This is a genomic window from Glycomyces sp. NPDC048151, assembly GCF_043202775.1.
In the GTDB taxonomy this organism is placed as follows: domain Bacteria; phylum Actinomycetota; class Actinomycetes; order Mycobacteriales; family Micromonosporaceae; genus Glycomyces.
The window spans coordinates 171,642-186,411 of the sequence record NZ_JBIDBB010000011.1 but is presented as its reverse complement, the minus strand read 5'-3'; the positions used below and the strand labels follow the sequence as shown (position 1 = coordinate 186,411).

The 14,770-nt window shown below is 69.4% G+C and carries 13 protein-coding genes; 6 read left to right on the top strand and 7 right to left on the bottom strand.

What is annotated here, in order from left to right:
* Positions 1-37: 37 nt before the first annotated feature.
* The 6 genes from ACGGCP_RS24795 to ACGGCP_RS24770 form a co-directional block, all read right to left on the bottom strand.
* On the bottom strand, positions 38-1,042 hold the full coding sequence (locus ACGGCP_RS24795; protein ID WP_392970653.1) for an ABC transporter ATP-binding protein: 1,005 nt from the start codon (positions 1,040-1,042) through the stop codon (positions 38-40).
* On the bottom strand, positions 1,039-2,046 hold the full coding sequence (locus ACGGCP_RS24790; protein ID WP_392970650.1) for an ABC transporter ATP-binding protein: 1,008 nt from the start codon (positions 2,044-2,046) through the stop codon (positions 1,039-1,041). The genes ACGGCP_RS24795 and ACGGCP_RS24790 overlap by 4 nt, the downstream gene beginning before the upstream one ends.
* An 8-nt stretch (positions 2,047-2,054) precedes the next feature.
* Positions 2,055-3,176: an ABC transporter permease gene (locus ACGGCP_RS24785; RefSeq protein ID WP_392970647.1), complete on the bottom strand. Its 1,122-nt coding sequence runs from the start codon at positions 3,174-3,176 to the stop codon at positions 2,055-2,057.
* A gap of 7 nt (positions 3,177-3,183) precedes the next feature.
* Positions 3,184-4,179 (bottom strand): ABC transporter permease, encoded by a 996-nt coding sequence (locus ACGGCP_RS24780; RefSeq protein ID WP_392970644.1) that lies wholly within the window; start codon positions 4,177-4,179, stop codon positions 3,184-3,186.
* A 30-nt stretch (positions 4,180-4,209) separates the two neighbouring features.
* Complete coding sequence (locus ACGGCP_RS24775) at positions 4,210-6,246, bottom strand: ABC transporter substrate-binding protein (RefSeq protein WP_392970642.1); 2,037 nt, start codon at positions 6,244-6,246, stop codon at positions 4,210-4,212.
* Between the two features lie 299 nt (positions 6,247-6,545).
* On the bottom strand, positions 6,546-7,052 hold the full coding sequence (locus ACGGCP_RS24770; protein WP_392970639.1) for a hypothetical protein: 507 nt from the start codon (positions 7,050-7,052) through the stop codon (positions 6,546-6,548).
* Positions 7,053-7,188: 136 nt separating this feature from the next.
* Here ACGGCP_RS24770 and ACGGCP_RS24765 point away from each other — a divergent pair, with 136 nt between their 5' ends.
* Entirely contained in the window at positions 7,189-7,638 is a 450-nt protein-coding gene (locus tag ACGGCP_RS24765; protein ID WP_392970636.1) for a PH domain-containing protein, read from the top strand.
* Here ACGGCP_RS24765 and ACGGCP_RS24760 read toward each other — a convergent pair.
* Positions 7,635-8,546, bottom strand: a complete 912-nt coding sequence (locus ACGGCP_RS24760; RefSeq protein ID WP_392970633.1) for a 2-hydroxyacid dehydrogenase — start codon at positions 8,544-8,546, stop codon at positions 7,635-7,637. The two genes, ACGGCP_RS24765 and ACGGCP_RS24760, sit on opposite strands and share 4 nt — an antisense overlap.
* Before the next feature lie 144 nt (positions 8,547-8,690).
* Between ACGGCP_RS24760 and ACGGCP_RS24755 the strand changes: the two genes are divergently transcribed.
* The 5 genes from ACGGCP_RS24755 to ACGGCP_RS24735 all read left to right on the top strand — a co-directional run bounded on the left by ACGGCP_RS24755 (position 8,691) and on the right by ACGGCP_RS24735 (position 14,734).
* On the top strand, positions 8,691-9,845 hold the full coding sequence (locus ACGGCP_RS24755; RefSeq protein WP_392970630.1) for a PQQ-dependent sugar dehydrogenase: 1,155 nt from the start codon (positions 8,691-8,693) through the stop codon (positions 9,843-9,845).
* 32 nt (positions 9,846-9,877) lie between these two features.
* Complete coding sequence (locus tag ACGGCP_RS24750; RefSeq protein ID WP_392970626.1) at positions 9,878-11,455, top strand: metallophosphoesterase; 1,578 nt, start codon at positions 9,878-9,880, stop codon at positions 11,453-11,455.
* 109 nt (positions 11,456-11,564) lie between these two features.
* The gene (locus tag ACGGCP_RS24745) at positions 11,565-12,419 is read left to right on the top strand and encodes a polyphosphate polymerase domain-containing protein (RefSeq protein WP_392970623.1); all 855 of its coding nucleotides are present in this window, start codon (positions 11,565-11,567) and stop codon (positions 12,417-12,419) included.
* Positions 12,420-12,434: 15 nt separating this feature from the next.
* Positions 12,435-13,118, top strand: coding sequence for a DUF4956 domain-containing protein (locus ACGGCP_RS24740; protein WP_392970620.1), 684 nt, complete (start codon positions 12,435-12,437; stop codon positions 13,116-13,118).
* Positions 13,119-13,120: 2 nt separating this feature from the next.
* The gene (locus tag ACGGCP_RS24735) at positions 13,121-14,734 is read left to right on the top strand and encodes a CotH kinase family protein (RefSeq protein WP_392970617.1); all 1,614 of its coding nucleotides are present in this window, start codon (positions 13,121-13,123) and stop codon (positions 14,732-14,734) included.
* Positions 14,735-14,770 lie beyond the last annotated feature (36 nt).

Genomic DNA, 14,770 nt, shown 5'->3' with positions numbered 1-14,770 from the left:
CACGGTCGGGAGACGGTTGATTGATAGCGCTTTCCGACTACGGTCGCGACGATTCTGCCTCCACGATCCCCTGCAAGTCAAGCTCTTCGCGGCGCACGCAGCGGGCGCCGTCCTGCAGCGGGATCGACCCGTGGGAGCACCGGTCCTCCGCATACGCGCAGCGGCGCGCGAACGCGCAGCCCGGCGGCGGGTTCGACGGGTCCGGCAGCTCGTCCGGGAGGAGGATGCGGCCCTTGCGGCCCTTCAGGGACGGGTCCGGGACCGGCACCGCCGACATGAGCGCCTCGGTGTACGGGTGCTGCGGGCGCTCGTACAGGTCCCCGGTCGCCGCGAGTTCGACTATGCGGCCGAAGTACATCACCGCGACCCGGTCGGCCAGGTTCTCCACGACCGAGAGGTCGTGCGAGATGAACAGGTACGTCAGGCCGTACTCGGCCTGGAGTTCCCTGAGCAGGTTGAGGATCTGCGCCCGCACCGACACGTCGAGCGCGCTCACCGGCTCGTCCGCGACCACGAGCTCGGGCCCGACGATGAGCGCGCGGGCGATGTTGACGCGCTGGCGCTGCCCGCCGGAGAACGAGTGCGGGTACCGGTCCATGTAGTCGGGGCTGAGCCCGACGCGGCGCATCATCTCGGCGATGCGGTCCTCGAGCTCGGAGCCGCGCGCCTCGCCCGTCGCGACGAGCGGGTCGCCGATGATCTGCCGCAGGTTCATGCGCGGGTTCAGGGACGAGAACGGGTCCTGGAAGACCATGCGGATGCGCCGCCGGGACGCGGCCTGCTCGCGGCGGTCCATCGCGGTCAGGTCGGCGCCGTTGTAGCGCAGCGAGCCGCTGGTGGCCTGCTGCGCGCCGACGATGGTGCGGCCCAGGGTGGTCTTGCCGCAGCCCGATTCGCCCACGAGCCCGAGCGTCTCGCCCTTGTAGAGGGTGAGGTCGACGCCGGAGACGGCGTGGACCTCGACGGTCGGGCGCCCGAGGAGGTTGCGGCGCACGGGGAAGCGGACGTGGAGGTCGTCGATCTCCAGCAACGGGTCGCTCATGCTGCGGCTCCTTCGCGGTCGGCGTACAGGACGCATTCGGCGGTCCGGGTCCCGAAGTCCACTTCGGGCGGTGCTGCGGCATCGCACATGCCCGCGATCGCTTCGGCGCAGCGCGGGTGGAACGAGCAGCCGCTCGGCCGGTGCAGCGGGTTCGGCACCGCGCCGGGGATGGTCGCGAGGTCCCGGCCCCGGTCGCGGCCCAGGACGGGCACCGAGGCGAGCAGCGCCTTCGTGTACGGGTGCTTCGGGTCGTTGAAGAGCTCGTCCACACCGGCCCGTTCGACGACGCGGCCGAGGTACATGACCGCGACCTCGTCGGCGAGCTCGGCGACCACGCCGAGGTCGTGGGTGATGAACATGACCGCCATCCGGTGCTCGGCCTGGAGCGAGCGGAGCAGGTCGAGGATGCGCGCCTGCGTCGTCACGTCCAGCGCCGTGGTCGGCTCGTCCGCGATGAGCAGGGACGGGTTGGCGCACAAGGCGATCGCGATCATCGCGCGCTGGCACATGCCGCCGGAGAGCTGGAACGGGTAGGCGTCGACCCGCTCGTGCGGCTTCGGGATGCCGACCTGGCCGAGGAGGTCGATCGCCTTCTCGCGCGCGGCCCGCTTGTCGAGGCCGGTGTGGATGCGGATGGTCTCGACCAGCTGCGCGCCGATGGTGCGCAGCGGCAGCAGCGAGGCCATCGGCTCCTGGAAGATCATCCCGATGTCGCCGCCGCGCAGCTTCGCGAGGCGCTTGTCCTTGGCGTCGAGCGAGAGGATGTCGAACGGGTCGTCCCCGCCGCGCCAGGTGATCTCCCCCGCGTCGACCGAGCCGGGGGCCTCGACCAGGCGCAGGATCGATCGGGCCGTGACCGACTTGCCGCAGCCGGACTCGCCGACCACGCACAGGGTCTTCCCGGCGTGGACGGTGAGGTCGACGCCGTCGACGGCCCTCACCTGCCCGTCGTAGGTCTTGAAACTCGTGTGCAGGCCCTTGATCTCGAGCAATGCGTCTTTCATCGCGCCGCCTAATGCTTGTACGGGTCGGCGGCGTCGCGGAGGCCGTCGCCGACGAAGTTGAACGCCAGCACCACGAGCACTACGCACAGGCCCGGGATGAGCAGCCACGGCGCGCCCGAGAGCACGCTCCACTTGCTCGCGTCCTGCAGCTGCACGCCCCACGACACGGCCGGCGGGCGCAGGCCCATGCCGAGCCACGACAGCGCGGTCTCGGCCAGGATCATGCCCGGGATCGACAGCGAGAGCGCGGCGATGATGTGCGAGGAGAAGCTGGGCAGCATGTGCCGGAACATGATCCGGCCGTGGCTCGACCCGTCCAGGCGCGCCGAGGTCACGAACTCCTCGCTCCGGAGCGCGAGGAACCGGCCGCGCACCTCCCTGGCCAGGCCCGTCCAGGCGACGAGCGCGAGGATCGTGGTGATGATGAAGTACCGGCCGACCGGGCCCATCTGCGCCGGGAGCGCCGCCGCGAGGCCGAGCCACAGCGGGATCGACGGGACCGACATGATGAGCTCGATGACGCGCTGCACCGCGTTGTCGATCCAGCCGCCGAAGTAGCCCGAGACCGCGCCGAGCACGATGCCGAGCAGGAACGCCAGCAGCACGCCGATGATGCCCACGGAGGCCGAGACGCGGGTGGCGTACACGACCTGGCTCAAGAGGTCCTGGCCGTCGGTCGTGGTGCCCCACAGGTACATCGGGTCCTCGGGGTCCTGCGGGCCGATGAGGTGCCGGTCCATCGGGATGAACCCGAACAGCTCGTACTCCTCGCCCTTGACGAAGAGCCCGACGTCGACCCGGTCCTCCGGGTTCGCCTCGTACGTGATCCGCAGCGAGCGCGGGTCCTGCTCGGAGGTGTAGCCGTCCACGTGGAGGCCGAAGCCCGAGTCGCTCCAGAGCTTCAGCACCTGCGGCGGCGCGGTCGTGTACTCGGAGTCGCGGTGCCGGTCGTCGAACGGGGCCACGAACTCGCACAGCGCGATGACGACCATCATCCCCGCGAGGAGCCAGGCCGAGACGAGCGCGAGCCGGTGTTTCTTGAAGGCCCACCACACGAGCTTTCGCTGCGGTGCCCGGGTGCGCACGGCCTCGGCCTGTTCGGCGAGGCCCTCTGATTCCTTCAGTGCCATCGGGGCCTCACCTCTGGTGTCCGAGTCGGATGCGGGGGTCGAGCCAGCCGAGCAGCAGGTCCGAGACGAGCGTGCCGATGACGGTGACGACACTGAGGACCATGATCACCGAACCGGCCAGGTACATGTCCTGGGACTTCAACGCGCCCAGGAGGATCGGTCCGAGCGTCGGCAGACTCAGGATCTGGCCGACGACGATGTCGCCGACCAGGAGCATCGGCAGCACCCACCCGATCGTCGAGACGAACGGGTTGAGCGCCACGCGCAGCGGGTAGCGCCGCAGCAGCGGCCCCTCGGGGACGCCGCGGGCGCGCGCCGCCGTCACGTACGGGCGGCGCAGCTCGTCGAGCAGGTTGTTGCGGATGATCCGCACCAACCCCGCCACGCCGCCCGTGCCGATCACGATCATCGGGATCCACAAGTGGCCCAAGAGGTCGAGGACCTTCCCGAGGTTCCAGGACGCGTCGCACCACTCCGGCGAGCACAGTCCCGAAGGGACCGACCCGGCCCACGTCACGCTGAAGTAGATGAACACCAGCGCGATCAGGAAGTTCGGCGTGGCGAGCCCGAGGAAGCCCACGGTGGTCACCGCGTAGTCCCCGATCGAATGCTGCCGCACCGCCGAGTACACGCCGATCGGGAACGCCAGCGCCCACGTCACCAGGAGCGTGATGAGCGAGACCGCGATGGTCCAGCCCAGGCGCGGGGCGATGACGTCCTCGACCGGCTTCGAGTGTTCGAAGGACATGCCGAGGTCGCCGTGGAGGACGATCTGCGTGATCCAGTGCCAGTACTGGGCGAAGAGGTTCCCGTCCAGGCCGTAGCGCTGGCGCAGGTTCGCCACGTCGGCCTCGGTCAGGCCCTGGCCCATGACGTTGTACTTGGCCTGGAGCGCGGTCACGTAGTCGCCGGGCGGCAGGCTGATGATGACGAACACCACCAGCGAGATCGCGAGCAGGGTGGCCGCCATGTAGAGCGCGCGGCGGCCGAGGTATCGAACCACTGTGGACTCCCTATTCCGTCGCGGCCGCGGCTATGCCGACTCCAGCCACCACTGCTCGGGGGCCGCGGGCCCGGGGGTGCCGTAGGTCGGGTTCTCCGGCATGGGTCCGCCGAAGTTGTGGAGGCGTTTGGAGGCGATGGCCCACGAGCCCTGGCCGCGGACGGTGCCGATCGCGTAGAACTGCTCCTTCGCGATCGCGAGGATCTGCTTGAAGATCTCCGCGCGCGCGGCCGGGTCGGCCTCGGCGAGGAACTGGTCGTACAGGTCCTGCTGCTCGACGACGGGCGCGGGCGGGGGCTCGACCATCTCGTCGTCCTGCGCGCCTTTGAGGGTGTAGTGCGCCGACCACTGGCGGGCGAAGAGCGCGCCGCCGGAGGGGCCGCCGCACAGGTACCACTGGACGGCGGTGGTCTCGTCGATGTAGCCGCCGTCGCCGGTCCACACGGTCAGGTCGTACTGGTTCTCGTCGATGCCGGCCTGCCAGTTCTCGCGGGGCTGGCCGTTGACGTGGAGGGTGACGCCGACGGCGGCCCACATGTCCTTGATCATGTCGAGCGCGTCGAGCCAGACGGTGCCCAGGAGGGCGTCGTCGGCCACGGTCGCGGTGAACTCCAGCGGCGTGCCGTCGGCCGAGGCGCGCACGCCTCCGGCCCCGGCGGCGTACCCGGCCGCGTCGAGGGTCTGGGCTGCGAGGTCGGGGTCGAACTCGAGGTACTGGGTCGCGAAGGCCTCGTCGTAGAAGTCCGAGTCGGGCCGGGGGGCGGCCTGGCTCGGCTCGCCGACGCGGCTCCAGAGCACGTCGATGAGCTCCTGGCGGTTGATCGCGTGCGACATGGCGATGCGGAACTGCTTGTCCTGGAACACTTTCCGGAGTCCGGGGTCGGCGTGGTTCATGTTGAACGCGATGTTCATGTCGCTCGAGTAGGTGCCTTCGAGCTCGATGATGGTGTAGCCCCCGGCCTCCTCGCCGTCGACGGCGTCGGCGCGGTGGGCGTTGTCGTTGAAGTGGCGCGAGTGGAACTCGTAGTCGCCGTTGACGGCGTGGGCGAACATGGTCTCGACGTCGGCGATGACGTTGAAGCGGACCTCGTCGAGGTACGGCAGCTGGCTGCCCTCCTCGTCCACCTTCCAGTAGTAGGGGTTGCGCTCGAAGAGGGCGTAGTCGGCGTCGGTGACCGGCTTCTTGCAGACCCACGGGAGCAGCGTGGGCAGGTCCGGGTTCTCCCACTGGAAGTTCCAGAGGTTGCCGAGCGCGGTGAAGCGCGCGACCCAGCCGTCGTAGCCCTCGGCGACGGCCTCGTCGTCGGCCGCGGGGTTGTAGGTCGGGTGGAACTGCTCCAGGTAGTGCCTGGGGTACATGGTGAAGCGCTGCCCGGCGACCCCGGCGGCCATGTCGTCGCGGAAGAGGGGCTTGGGGCCGGTGAAGCGGACGATGAAGGTGTGGTCGTCGACGATCTCGAGTTCGGCGGGCGTGCCGTCCAGGCTGGACAGTTCGGGCGGGACGGCGGCGGTGAGGTCGGTGTTGAGGTTGACGTCGGCGTAGGCGAACTCGACGTCCGCGGTGGTCAGCGGGGTCCCGTCGGACCACTTGACCCCTTCGCGGAGGGTGATCGTGAACTCGGAGGCGTCCGCGTTGGCCTCGAACGCGGAGGCGACGTTCATGCGGATCTCGGTCCAGTCGCGGGAGCGTTCGAGCAGGTGGCCGTCATTGATGGTGCGCCACAGCCAGGGTCCGTCGGAGGCGCCGGTGACGGCGCTGTTCCAGGTGCCGCCGTACCGGCCCATGTCCTCGGCGACCTTGACGACGAGCGGCTCCTTCGGGAGGCGCTCCTCGACGGGCGGGAGCTCGCCCGCTTCGACGCGCTCGGCGAGCATCGGGGCTTCCTTGCCCTTGTCGCCGCCGGCTTCGCCGGAGTCGTTCTCAGTGGAGAAGAAGCTGCATCCGGCGGCGGACGCGGCGAGGGCGGCGCCGCCGGAGAGGACGAGGCCGCGGCGGCTGAGGGCGGGATCGGGCCAGGGGGATCGGGTGGTGTCGGACAGGCTGGAACGGGGCTGCTGAGTGCTCATCGGTGAGCGCTCCTTCCGAGTTCAGACGGCCGGGGGCCGGAGGGGGTGGTGGCGCGGCCCTGCACGGCCGCACCCATTATCGAAACTATTTCCGGAAAAACTCCGGAAGTTACCGGTAATAGCGGTGAGGTTACGGCACGGGAAAATCGGGGTCAAGGCTGGTAAGTCGCCATGAAGGTCACGATAAGGTCACGATCGGCAATCGCATACACAGTGCGGAGTACTGAACGATTACTGAACAGTTTCGATCGTTTCGGTGATTTCCGCGATACTTAAGACAGTGACGTCTATCGATGCAGCTAGCGGGGCTGACGATAGGCCGGGAGGCCTCTCTTGTACGCGTCCCAGAGGCTGCGGATGACGAAGATCTTCTCGTCGAGCTCGTCGTCGACCGAGAGCACGCGCCCGGAGTACGGGGCCTGGAGCCGCCACGGCTTCTGCTCGGGGTCGAGGAGGTAGACGACAGGCACGGTGCGGCTGGCGCGGCGCTCGGCGCGGATGTCGGCGATGTCGGTCCAGGCGGCGAAGCGCTCGGTGTGCTTCTGGGACGCGACGGCCTTGAGCGGGTGGATGCCGCGCTCGTCGAGCACGACCCCGCGGTTGCGCGCGCCCGCGTAGGCGGCCCCGAGCGCGACGGCGATCGCGAAGAGGAACAGCGCGAGCAGCGTGTAGTGGTACCAGTGGCCGACGGCGAGCATGTACGCGACGGCGGGGACGAGCGCGCCGACGAGCGAGAGACCGGAGAGGAACAGCGCCCGGCCGAGCACCTGGCGCGTCGTCGGACGGAATGTGATCTTGACGGCCACGTCCACCCCCACCAGGCTTGTGCCGCTGCTGTTCAGGTGATCGTGCCACGTTCGGCGGGCACGTCAAGCGACAATCCGACAGAAACCGGACCGGCCACTTTGCGTCCCCCGCGCCCGGGTGTGTCAGGCTGGTGCCATGACGAGTTCCGATGCGATCCTCGGCGCCCAGGGGCGCGGCCGCAGGCTGCGGGTCCGCCGCCCCGCGGCGGTCACCGGCGCGGCCTTCGTGGCCTGGCTGACGGTGACGCCGCTGTCCGTGGCGCTCATCGTCGAGCGGCCCGTGTGGGGCGTGTTCTCGGCGGTGGTGGGCCTCGCGCTTCTGCTCGCGCCGGTCGCGGTCTCGATGTGGGCGTGGCGCTCCGGCGTCGACGTCACGAGCGAGGGCATCGCGGTGCGCGGCATGTTCACCAGCCGCACGATCGCCTGGAAGCACATCGACGGCTTCGCCCACGGCAGCGAGGGCGTGGCGGCCATATTGGACGACCAGTCCCAGGTGCGCCTCCACCCGCTCAAGCCCGAGAACCTCCCGCAGGTCCTCGAGATCGGCGGCCAGGAGCTCAAGTCCGAAGCGGCCGAAGAGGACTAGTAGCCCTCGCTGACCACGTTCTCCAGGGGCTCGCCCGCGGCGAAGCGGCGGATCTGGGGGCCGACGGGTGCGTAGGCGCGGTCGAGGGTGCCGTCCACCGAGGCTCCCGCGTGCGGGGTGATGAGCGCGCCTTCAAGGTCCCACAGCGGGTGGCCCGCGGGCAGCGGCTCGGGGTCGACCACGTCCACGGCGCAGCGCAGGCGGCCCGAGGCGACCTCGGCCACGAGCGCGTCGGTGTCGACGATCGGACCGCGGGCGGCGTTGACGAGCAGCGCGCCGTCCTTCATGCGGGACAGGAACTTCGCGTCGACCAGGCCGCGCGTGGCGTCGGTGAGCGGCAGGATCAGGATGACCACGTCGAACCCGGGCAGGAGGGTCTCGACCCGGTCGATCGGGTGGACCCCCGGGCGCTCGCGGCGCGCGACCTTCTCGACCTCGGCGCCGAGCACGGTGAGCACTTCGGCGACCTTCTCCCCGATGTCGCCCGCGCCGACGACCAGGACCCGCTTGCCCACGATCGTCGTGGTCCACTCGACCTTCCACTCGTGGCGGGTCTGCTTGCGCGCGAACACGTCGAACCCGCGCATCGAGGCGATGACCGCGCCCACGGTCCATTCGGCGGTGACCCCGGTGTGCACGCCCCGCGCGTCGCACAGGACCACGCCCGGCGGGACGGCCGGGACCCAGACCTCGGCCCCGGCGCTGAGCAGCTGGATCGCCTTGAGAGAAGTCATGTCCCGCAAGGGGGTCGTGACCTTCGACTGGGCGAGGAACGGCGGCACCCAGAATTCGAGCGTCGACGGGTCGGAGGGGTAGTCGCCGCGCCCGCCGTAGACTTCGACCTCGACGCCTTCGGGGAGCCCGCCGAGCATGGCGCGCCCCTCCTCGTGTGCGATCCAAACCTTCACGGCGCATCCTCTCGATCGGTCGCCATATCCTATAGGATCTCGGATCCGAGCCCGCGGGGGTTAGCGGCCGGCGAATCGGGGAACCGGTGGGGCGTGGAAAACAGCCTGTCAGCGCCGTCGCCCCGGACCTATAGTCTTGGGGCCATGCTGCGCAGGTTGCTCTCGGCGTCGGCGGCCATCGCCGCCGCACTCACGCTCGCCTCGTGCTCCTTCGGCGAACCGCCCGAGCCCGAGGTCGGCGAACCACCGAACCTCCCGACTCCCAGCGGCGCACCCGAACAGCAGACCTCGTTCATGGACGTCGTCGCCGAGGGCCTCGAAGTCCCCTGGGGCCTCGAATTCCTCCCCGACGGCACCGCGATCGTCGGCGAGCGCACCACCGGACGCCTCCTCGCCATCCCCCTCGCCGACGACGGCACCGCGGGCGAGCCCGCCGAACTGCGCACGATCGACGTCGCCGACATCGGCGAAGGCGGCCTCCTCGGCCTCGCCGTCTCCCCCGACTACGACACCGACTCGACCGTCTACGCGTACTACACCACCGACACCGACAACCGCATCGCCGCCGTCGACACCTCCTCCGACGCCGCCCCCGAACCGATCCTCACCGGCATCCCCGCCGGGCCCGACCACAACGGCGGCGCCCTCGAGTTCGGCCCCGACGGCCTCCTCTACGCCGCCACCGGCGACGGCGGCGACGGCAACACCGCGCAGGACCCGGACTCCCTGGGCGGCAAGATCCTCCGCATCACCACCGAAGGCGAACCCGCCGAAGGCAACCCCTTCCCCGACTCCCCCGTCTACACCCTCGGCCACCGCAACGTCCAAGGCCTCGCCTGGAACGCCGCCGGGCAGCTCTACGCCACCGAGTTCGGCGAGGACACCGCCGACGAGGTCAACCTCATCGAACCCGGCGGCAACTACGGCTGGCCCTGGTTCGAAGGCACCGACACCGAAGAGGCCTACGCCGACCCGGCCCTGACCTGGGAGCCCTTCGAGGCCTCCTGCGCCGGAGCGGTCTTCCTCGACGACACCCTCGTCACCGCCTGCCTGCGCGGCCAGCGCCTCTGGACCGTCCCGTTCGACGAGTCCGGCACGCCCGTAGCCGAGCCCCAAGCGACCGCTGTCAACGAGTTCGGTCGACTACGATCGGTCGCCATGGGCCCCGACGGGATGCTCTGGGTGACGACCTCCAACCGCGACGGCAACTGCACCGAGGAACGCGGCTGCACGCCGAACGAGGCAGACGATCGCATCATCCGCTTCTCCACCAGCTACGCCGCCCAAGGCAGGGTCTAGGCAGCACGACGCACCGCGAGAGGAAGGCCCGCATGAACGACCGGCTCGCCGCCGCACTGCACCGCATCGAAGACGCCGTCCGCCCCGTCCGGCGGCGCGCGGCATCCCTGTGGCACAGATCGAGAGCGGGCTGGTCGCGGCTGCGGCGGTCGCACCGCGCCCGGCAGGCCGCCGTGGTCGCCGCGATCATCCTCCTCGGCACCGGCGCCGCCGCGGGCGGCCTCGCGCTCGTCGGCGGCACCAAAGCCGACATCGGGCCCTTCGACACCACCGTGTCGCTCCACCCCGACCTCTCCGGCGAGACCGTCGTGACCATCCCGCCCCTGGGCGACGTCATCTTCGACAGCCACGACGGGCCCGTCGGCCTCAACCTCAGCCTCGACTCGGTCGACCCGATCGAAGCGCAGGACATCATCAACACCCCCGGCGGCGTCACCAGCGCCTCCAAGAGCCTCGCCTCCGACGTGACCGACGCGGTCGTGCGGGTCGTCGCCGAAGCGCTCGCGATCGTCACCCTGTGCGGGCTGCTCGTGGGCGCGCTCGCGTTCCGCACCATGCGGCGCGCGCTCCTCACCGGGCTCACCTCGCTCGCGGTGACGGCGGCCCTCATGGGGTACGCGGCCACGACGATGCGCCCGGAGTCGATCTCGCAACCGCGCTACGAGGGCCTGCTCGCCTACGCGCCCAGCGTGGTCGGCAACGCCGAGGACATCGCCGTGAACTACGAGGAGTACGTGGCGAACCTGCAGAAGTTCGTCACGAACATCTCCGAGTTCTACGCGCTGGCGATGGACATGCCGCAGCTGGGCATCCAGGACGACTCGATCCGGGTCCTCCACGTCTCCGACATCCACCTGAACCCTTCGGCGTGGCACCTCATGGAGTCGGTGGTCGACCAGTTCGACATCGACGCGGTGGCCGACACCGGGGACATGAACGACTGGGGCTCCGAGCAGGAGGCCGAGATCTTCTCGCGGGGCGTCGAGCAGATCGACGTGCCGTACGTGTTCGTCAAGGGCAACCACGACTCGGTGACGACCGTGGCCGCGCTGTCGGCCTACGACAACGTGGTCGTGCTCGACGGCGAGGTCCAGGAGATAGCCGGGCTGCGGTTCGGCGGGGTCGCCGACCCGCGGTTCACTCCCGACAAGGGCGCGCAGCCGTCGAGCGAGTACGCGCAGCAGATGCTCACCGAGTCCGGGGAGCGGCTGGCCCAGTCGATCACCGACGCGGGCGGGGCGGACGTGGCGATGGTGCACGAGCCGCCGATGGCGGTGCCGCTCACGGGGGTGGTGCCTTTGGTCCTGGCCGGTCACACGCACGAGCGGTACGTCGAGGACCTCGGCGAGGGCACGACGCTCATGGTCGAGGGCTCGACGGGCGCGGCCGGGCTGCGCAACTTCCAGTCCGAAGACCCGATGCGGATGGAGATGGACGTTCTGTACTTCGACCCGACGACGAAGGCGCTCACCGCGTACGACTCGATCTCGGTCGGATCGGGCACGGAGACGGACGTGACGCTCGACCGCACGGTGATCCCGACCGAGGACCAGGTCAACGAGGCCGAGATCCAGAACGGAACGGAATCGACTGCGCCGCAAAGCGATTGAGCGGCGTTACCCAACCGTGATGCGCCTTGAGGCCATCTTGAGTTAACCCGGGGTTCAGTCCGAGTGGGCCCGGTTTCACTCATCGCGTTCCCAACGACAAGGAGCGCCGATGAGCGAAACGGGCATGCCGCCTGACACCAGTGATCCAGGCCAGCTGCGCCGCACGGCCAGCGCGCTGCACTCGTTCAACCGGTTCGAGATCAAGTACCTCCTCTCGTACGAGGAGGTGCCGCGGCTGCGCGAGGAGCTGGCCGCGCGCATGGAGGCCGACCCGTTCACCACGCGCGGCGGGTACCCGGTGACGAGCCTGTACTACGACTCGACTTCGCTGCGGTACTACTGGGAGAAGATCGAGGGCCTGCGGTTCCGCCGCAAGCTGCGGGTGCGCGCGTACGGCGACCGGCACGAGCTCACGGACGAGACCCCCGTGTTCATCGAGATCAAGCAGCGGGTCAACCGAGTCACGCAGAAGCGGCGCGTCAAGGTCCCGTACCTGCTGGCGCGCAAGCTCTGCGACGAGGCCGAGCTCATCGAGCACTCGCCCGAGCAGCGGCCGTTCCTCGAGGAGGTCATGGGCCTGGTCGAGGGGCACGGGCTGCGGCCCACCGCGATCACGGCGTACAACCGCGAGGCGTACCTCGGGACGGACGCCGACCTGGGCCTGCGGGTCACGATCGACCACCGGGTGCGCGGGCGCGACCGCGACTTCCACCTGGGCGCGGAGGTCGAGAACCGGCTCATCATCCCGCCGCACAAGGCGGTCGTCGAGGTCAAGGCCAACGAGCGGGTCCCCTACTGGGTCACCGACACGGCCGCGCGACTGGGCATGTCCGTCGTGCGGATCTCCAAGTACTGCCAGAGCATCGAGGCGCACGGGCTGGCCCCGCGCTCGGTGTTCCACCTGCCCGTCGCGGACGACTACGCCGTCCGCGCGAACCCCGCTCCCATCACCGCCTCCGTCTAGATCCAGAAAGCAGCCATGGACTTCCTTACCAGCTTCAACGACCTCTCGGCCGAGTTCAGCGTGGCGGACATCGCCATCTCGCTGACCCTGTCGTTCCTGCTCAGCTGCGTGATCGGCATCGTCTACCGCCGCACGCACCAGAACGTCTCGTACAGCCAGTCGTACGTGCAGACCCTCATCATCATGGGCGTGGTCATCGCGGTGATCATGCTGATCGTCGGGTCGAACGTGGCGCGCGCGTTCGCGCTCGTCGGCGCGCTGTCGATCATCCGGTTCCGCAACGCGCTCAAGGAGACCCGCGACGTCGGGTACATCTTCCTGGTGATGGGCGTGGGCATGGCCTGCGGCACGCGCTTCTACCTGCTGGCGATCATCGCCACCGTGGTGGTCTGCCTGGTCATGCTCATCATGCACCGCTTCAACTGGTTCGCGCACAACGTGCAGCGCCAGGTCGTGAAGGTGCACGTCCCGACCGACGAGGACTACGCCGACCGCGTCGACGACGTCCTCATCCGCAACACCGACGAGTTCGAGCAGGTCTCGATCGAGACGATCCGCGGCGGCGCGCTCATCGAGATGACGTACACGGTGCGCCTCAAGAAGGGCAAGAACGCGGCCGGGCTCCTCGGCGAGCTGCGCGACGTGACATCGGGCCAGCAGGTCACGGTCCTCACCGGTTACGACCAGACGGACCTGTAGCCATGGCCGCCAAGAGCATCAGACACCGGATACCGGTGAGCCTCCGGCACTACTGGAAGCTCGTCGCGGGGTCGATCGGGCTCGTCGCGGTGCTGACGCTGGTGGTCGGGACGGTGCGGGCCACGGCCCTGGTCTACTCGGACGCCAACGAGGGGTTCGTGGTCACCAACGACATCCAAGGCACCGTGGACCTGTTCGACACCGACGTCGCGCACGAGATCAGCCTGTCGTACAGCGATGCGGACTTCGAGGAGATGAAGGCGACGTTCGAGGAGTCCGGCGAGAAGGAGTGGATCAAGGCCGACATCACCATCGACGGCGTCACCATCTCGGACGTGGGGATTCGCTTGAAGGGCAACTCGACCCTGTCGGCGCTCGGCGGCGGGATGACCATGGGCGGCGACGGCGAGGACGGGGAGCGGCAGTTCCCCGGCGGCGGCGAGATGCCCGAGGGCATGGGACTGCCGGAGGGCATGGAGATGCCCGCCGACGGAGGCCAGATGCCCGGCGGCATGGGCGGCGGCTCGGGTTCGTCGGTCAGCTTCGACTCGCCTGAGGGCCTGCCGTGGCTCATCGACTTCGCGAAGTACGTCGACGGGCAGGTGTACCAGGGGAACCAGCAGATCAGCCTGCGCGTGGAATCCGCGATGGGCGGCGGCTCGACGCTGAACGAGGCGGTCGCGCTGGAGCTCATCGAGGCCAGCGGCGAGGCGAGCTACGACTGGAACTACTCGACGGTGTCGGTCAACGGCTCTGAGGGCGTCACCCGCCGGGTCGTGGACGTCATGGACGCGACCTGGGCGGAGGAGGAGTACGGCGCGAACGCCGGCGTGCTCTACAAGGCCCTGTCAACGGGCAGCTTCGAGTACCAGGGCGACGACCCGGACGACTACACCGACGACTTCAAGCAGGTCACGATGGAGGGCTCGGCAGATGTGCAGCCGATCGTGGACTTCCTGAAGTGGCTCGGCGAGGCCGACGACGCGACGTTCGACGCCGAACTCGGCGACTGGGTCGACATCGCGTCCTTCGCGAACTACACGGCCCTGCAGAACCTGCTGGCGAACGGCGACGACATGGCCGGACCGGGGAAGAACTTCTACCTCTGGTACGACTACGAGACCGGGCTCATCAGCATCGTGACCTGGGACGTCGACCTGACGCTCCAGTCGGCTGACCTCGCGCCGGACGAGACCGCGTCGCTCGGCGGCGGCACGGGCGGGGGCGGGTTCCCCGGCCAGGCCGCCGACGAAGCCGCGACCGATGGCGCGGCGACCGATGAGACCGCCACGGCTGAAACGCAGACGCAGGGGCAGATGCCCGGCGGCGGCGAGATGCCCGAAGGCATGGCAGAAGGCGGCATGGGCGGCGGCATGGGCGGCAACGAACTCAAGGAGCGGTTCCTCGCGTCCGAGGCCTTCCAGGACGAGTACATGGCGGCCTACAACGAGCTGTACGACTCGCTGTTCGCCTCCGGCACCGCTCTCGAAGCGGTCGAGACCGCGGCGGCGGCGGCCGAGGCGAACGGGGCCGACGTCGCCGACGCGGCCGAGACCCTGAAGGCGACCGTCCAGCAGCGCACCGAGTTCCTGGCTTCGGAACTCGCCGCCGGGTAAGACGGCGAAGGCCCTGACACGGCACGGTGTCAGGGC

Excerpts from the sequence above, each read along its gene's own strand:
- ACGGCP_RS24795 (WP_392970653.1), bottom strand. The coding sequence starts at position 1,042 with ATGAGCGACCCGTTGCTGGAGATCGACGACCTCCACGTCCGCTTCCCC.
- ACGGCP_RS24790 (WP_392970650.1), bottom strand. The coding sequence starts at position 2,046 with ATGAAAGACGCATTGCTCGAGATCAAGGGCCTGCACACGAGTTTCAAG.
- ACGGCP_RS24785 (WP_392970647.1), bottom strand. The coding sequence starts at position 3,176 with ATGGCACTGAAGGAATCAGAGGGCCTCGCCGAACAGGCCGAGGCCGTG.
- ACGGCP_RS24775 (WP_392970642.1), bottom strand. The coding sequence starts at position 6,246 with ATGAGCACTCAGCAGCCCCGTTCCAGCCTGTCCGACACCACCCGATCC.
- ACGGCP_RS24765 (WP_392970636.1), top strand. The coding sequence starts at position 7,189 with ATGACGAGTTCCGATGCGATCCTCGGCGCCCAGGGGCGCGGCCGCAGG.
- ACGGCP_RS24755 (WP_392970630.1), top strand. The coding sequence starts at position 8,691 with ATGCTGCGCAGGTTGCTCTCGGCGTCGGCGGCCATCGCCGCCGCACTC.
- ACGGCP_RS24750 (WP_392970626.1), top strand. The coding sequence starts at position 9,878 with ATGAACGACCGGCTCGCCGCCGCACTGCACCGCATCGAAGACGCCGTC.
- ACGGCP_RS24745 (WP_392970623.1), top strand. The coding sequence starts at position 11,565 with ATGAGCGAAACGGGCATGCCGCCTGACACCAGTGATCCAGGCCAGCTG.
- ACGGCP_RS24740 (WP_392970620.1), top strand. The coding sequence starts at position 12,435 with ATGGACTTCCTTACCAGCTTCAACGACCTCTCGGCCGAGTTCAGCGTG.
- ACGGCP_RS24735 (WP_392970617.1), top strand. The coding sequence starts at position 13,121 with ATGGCCGCCAAGAGCATCAGACACCGGATACCGGTGAGCCTCCGGCAC.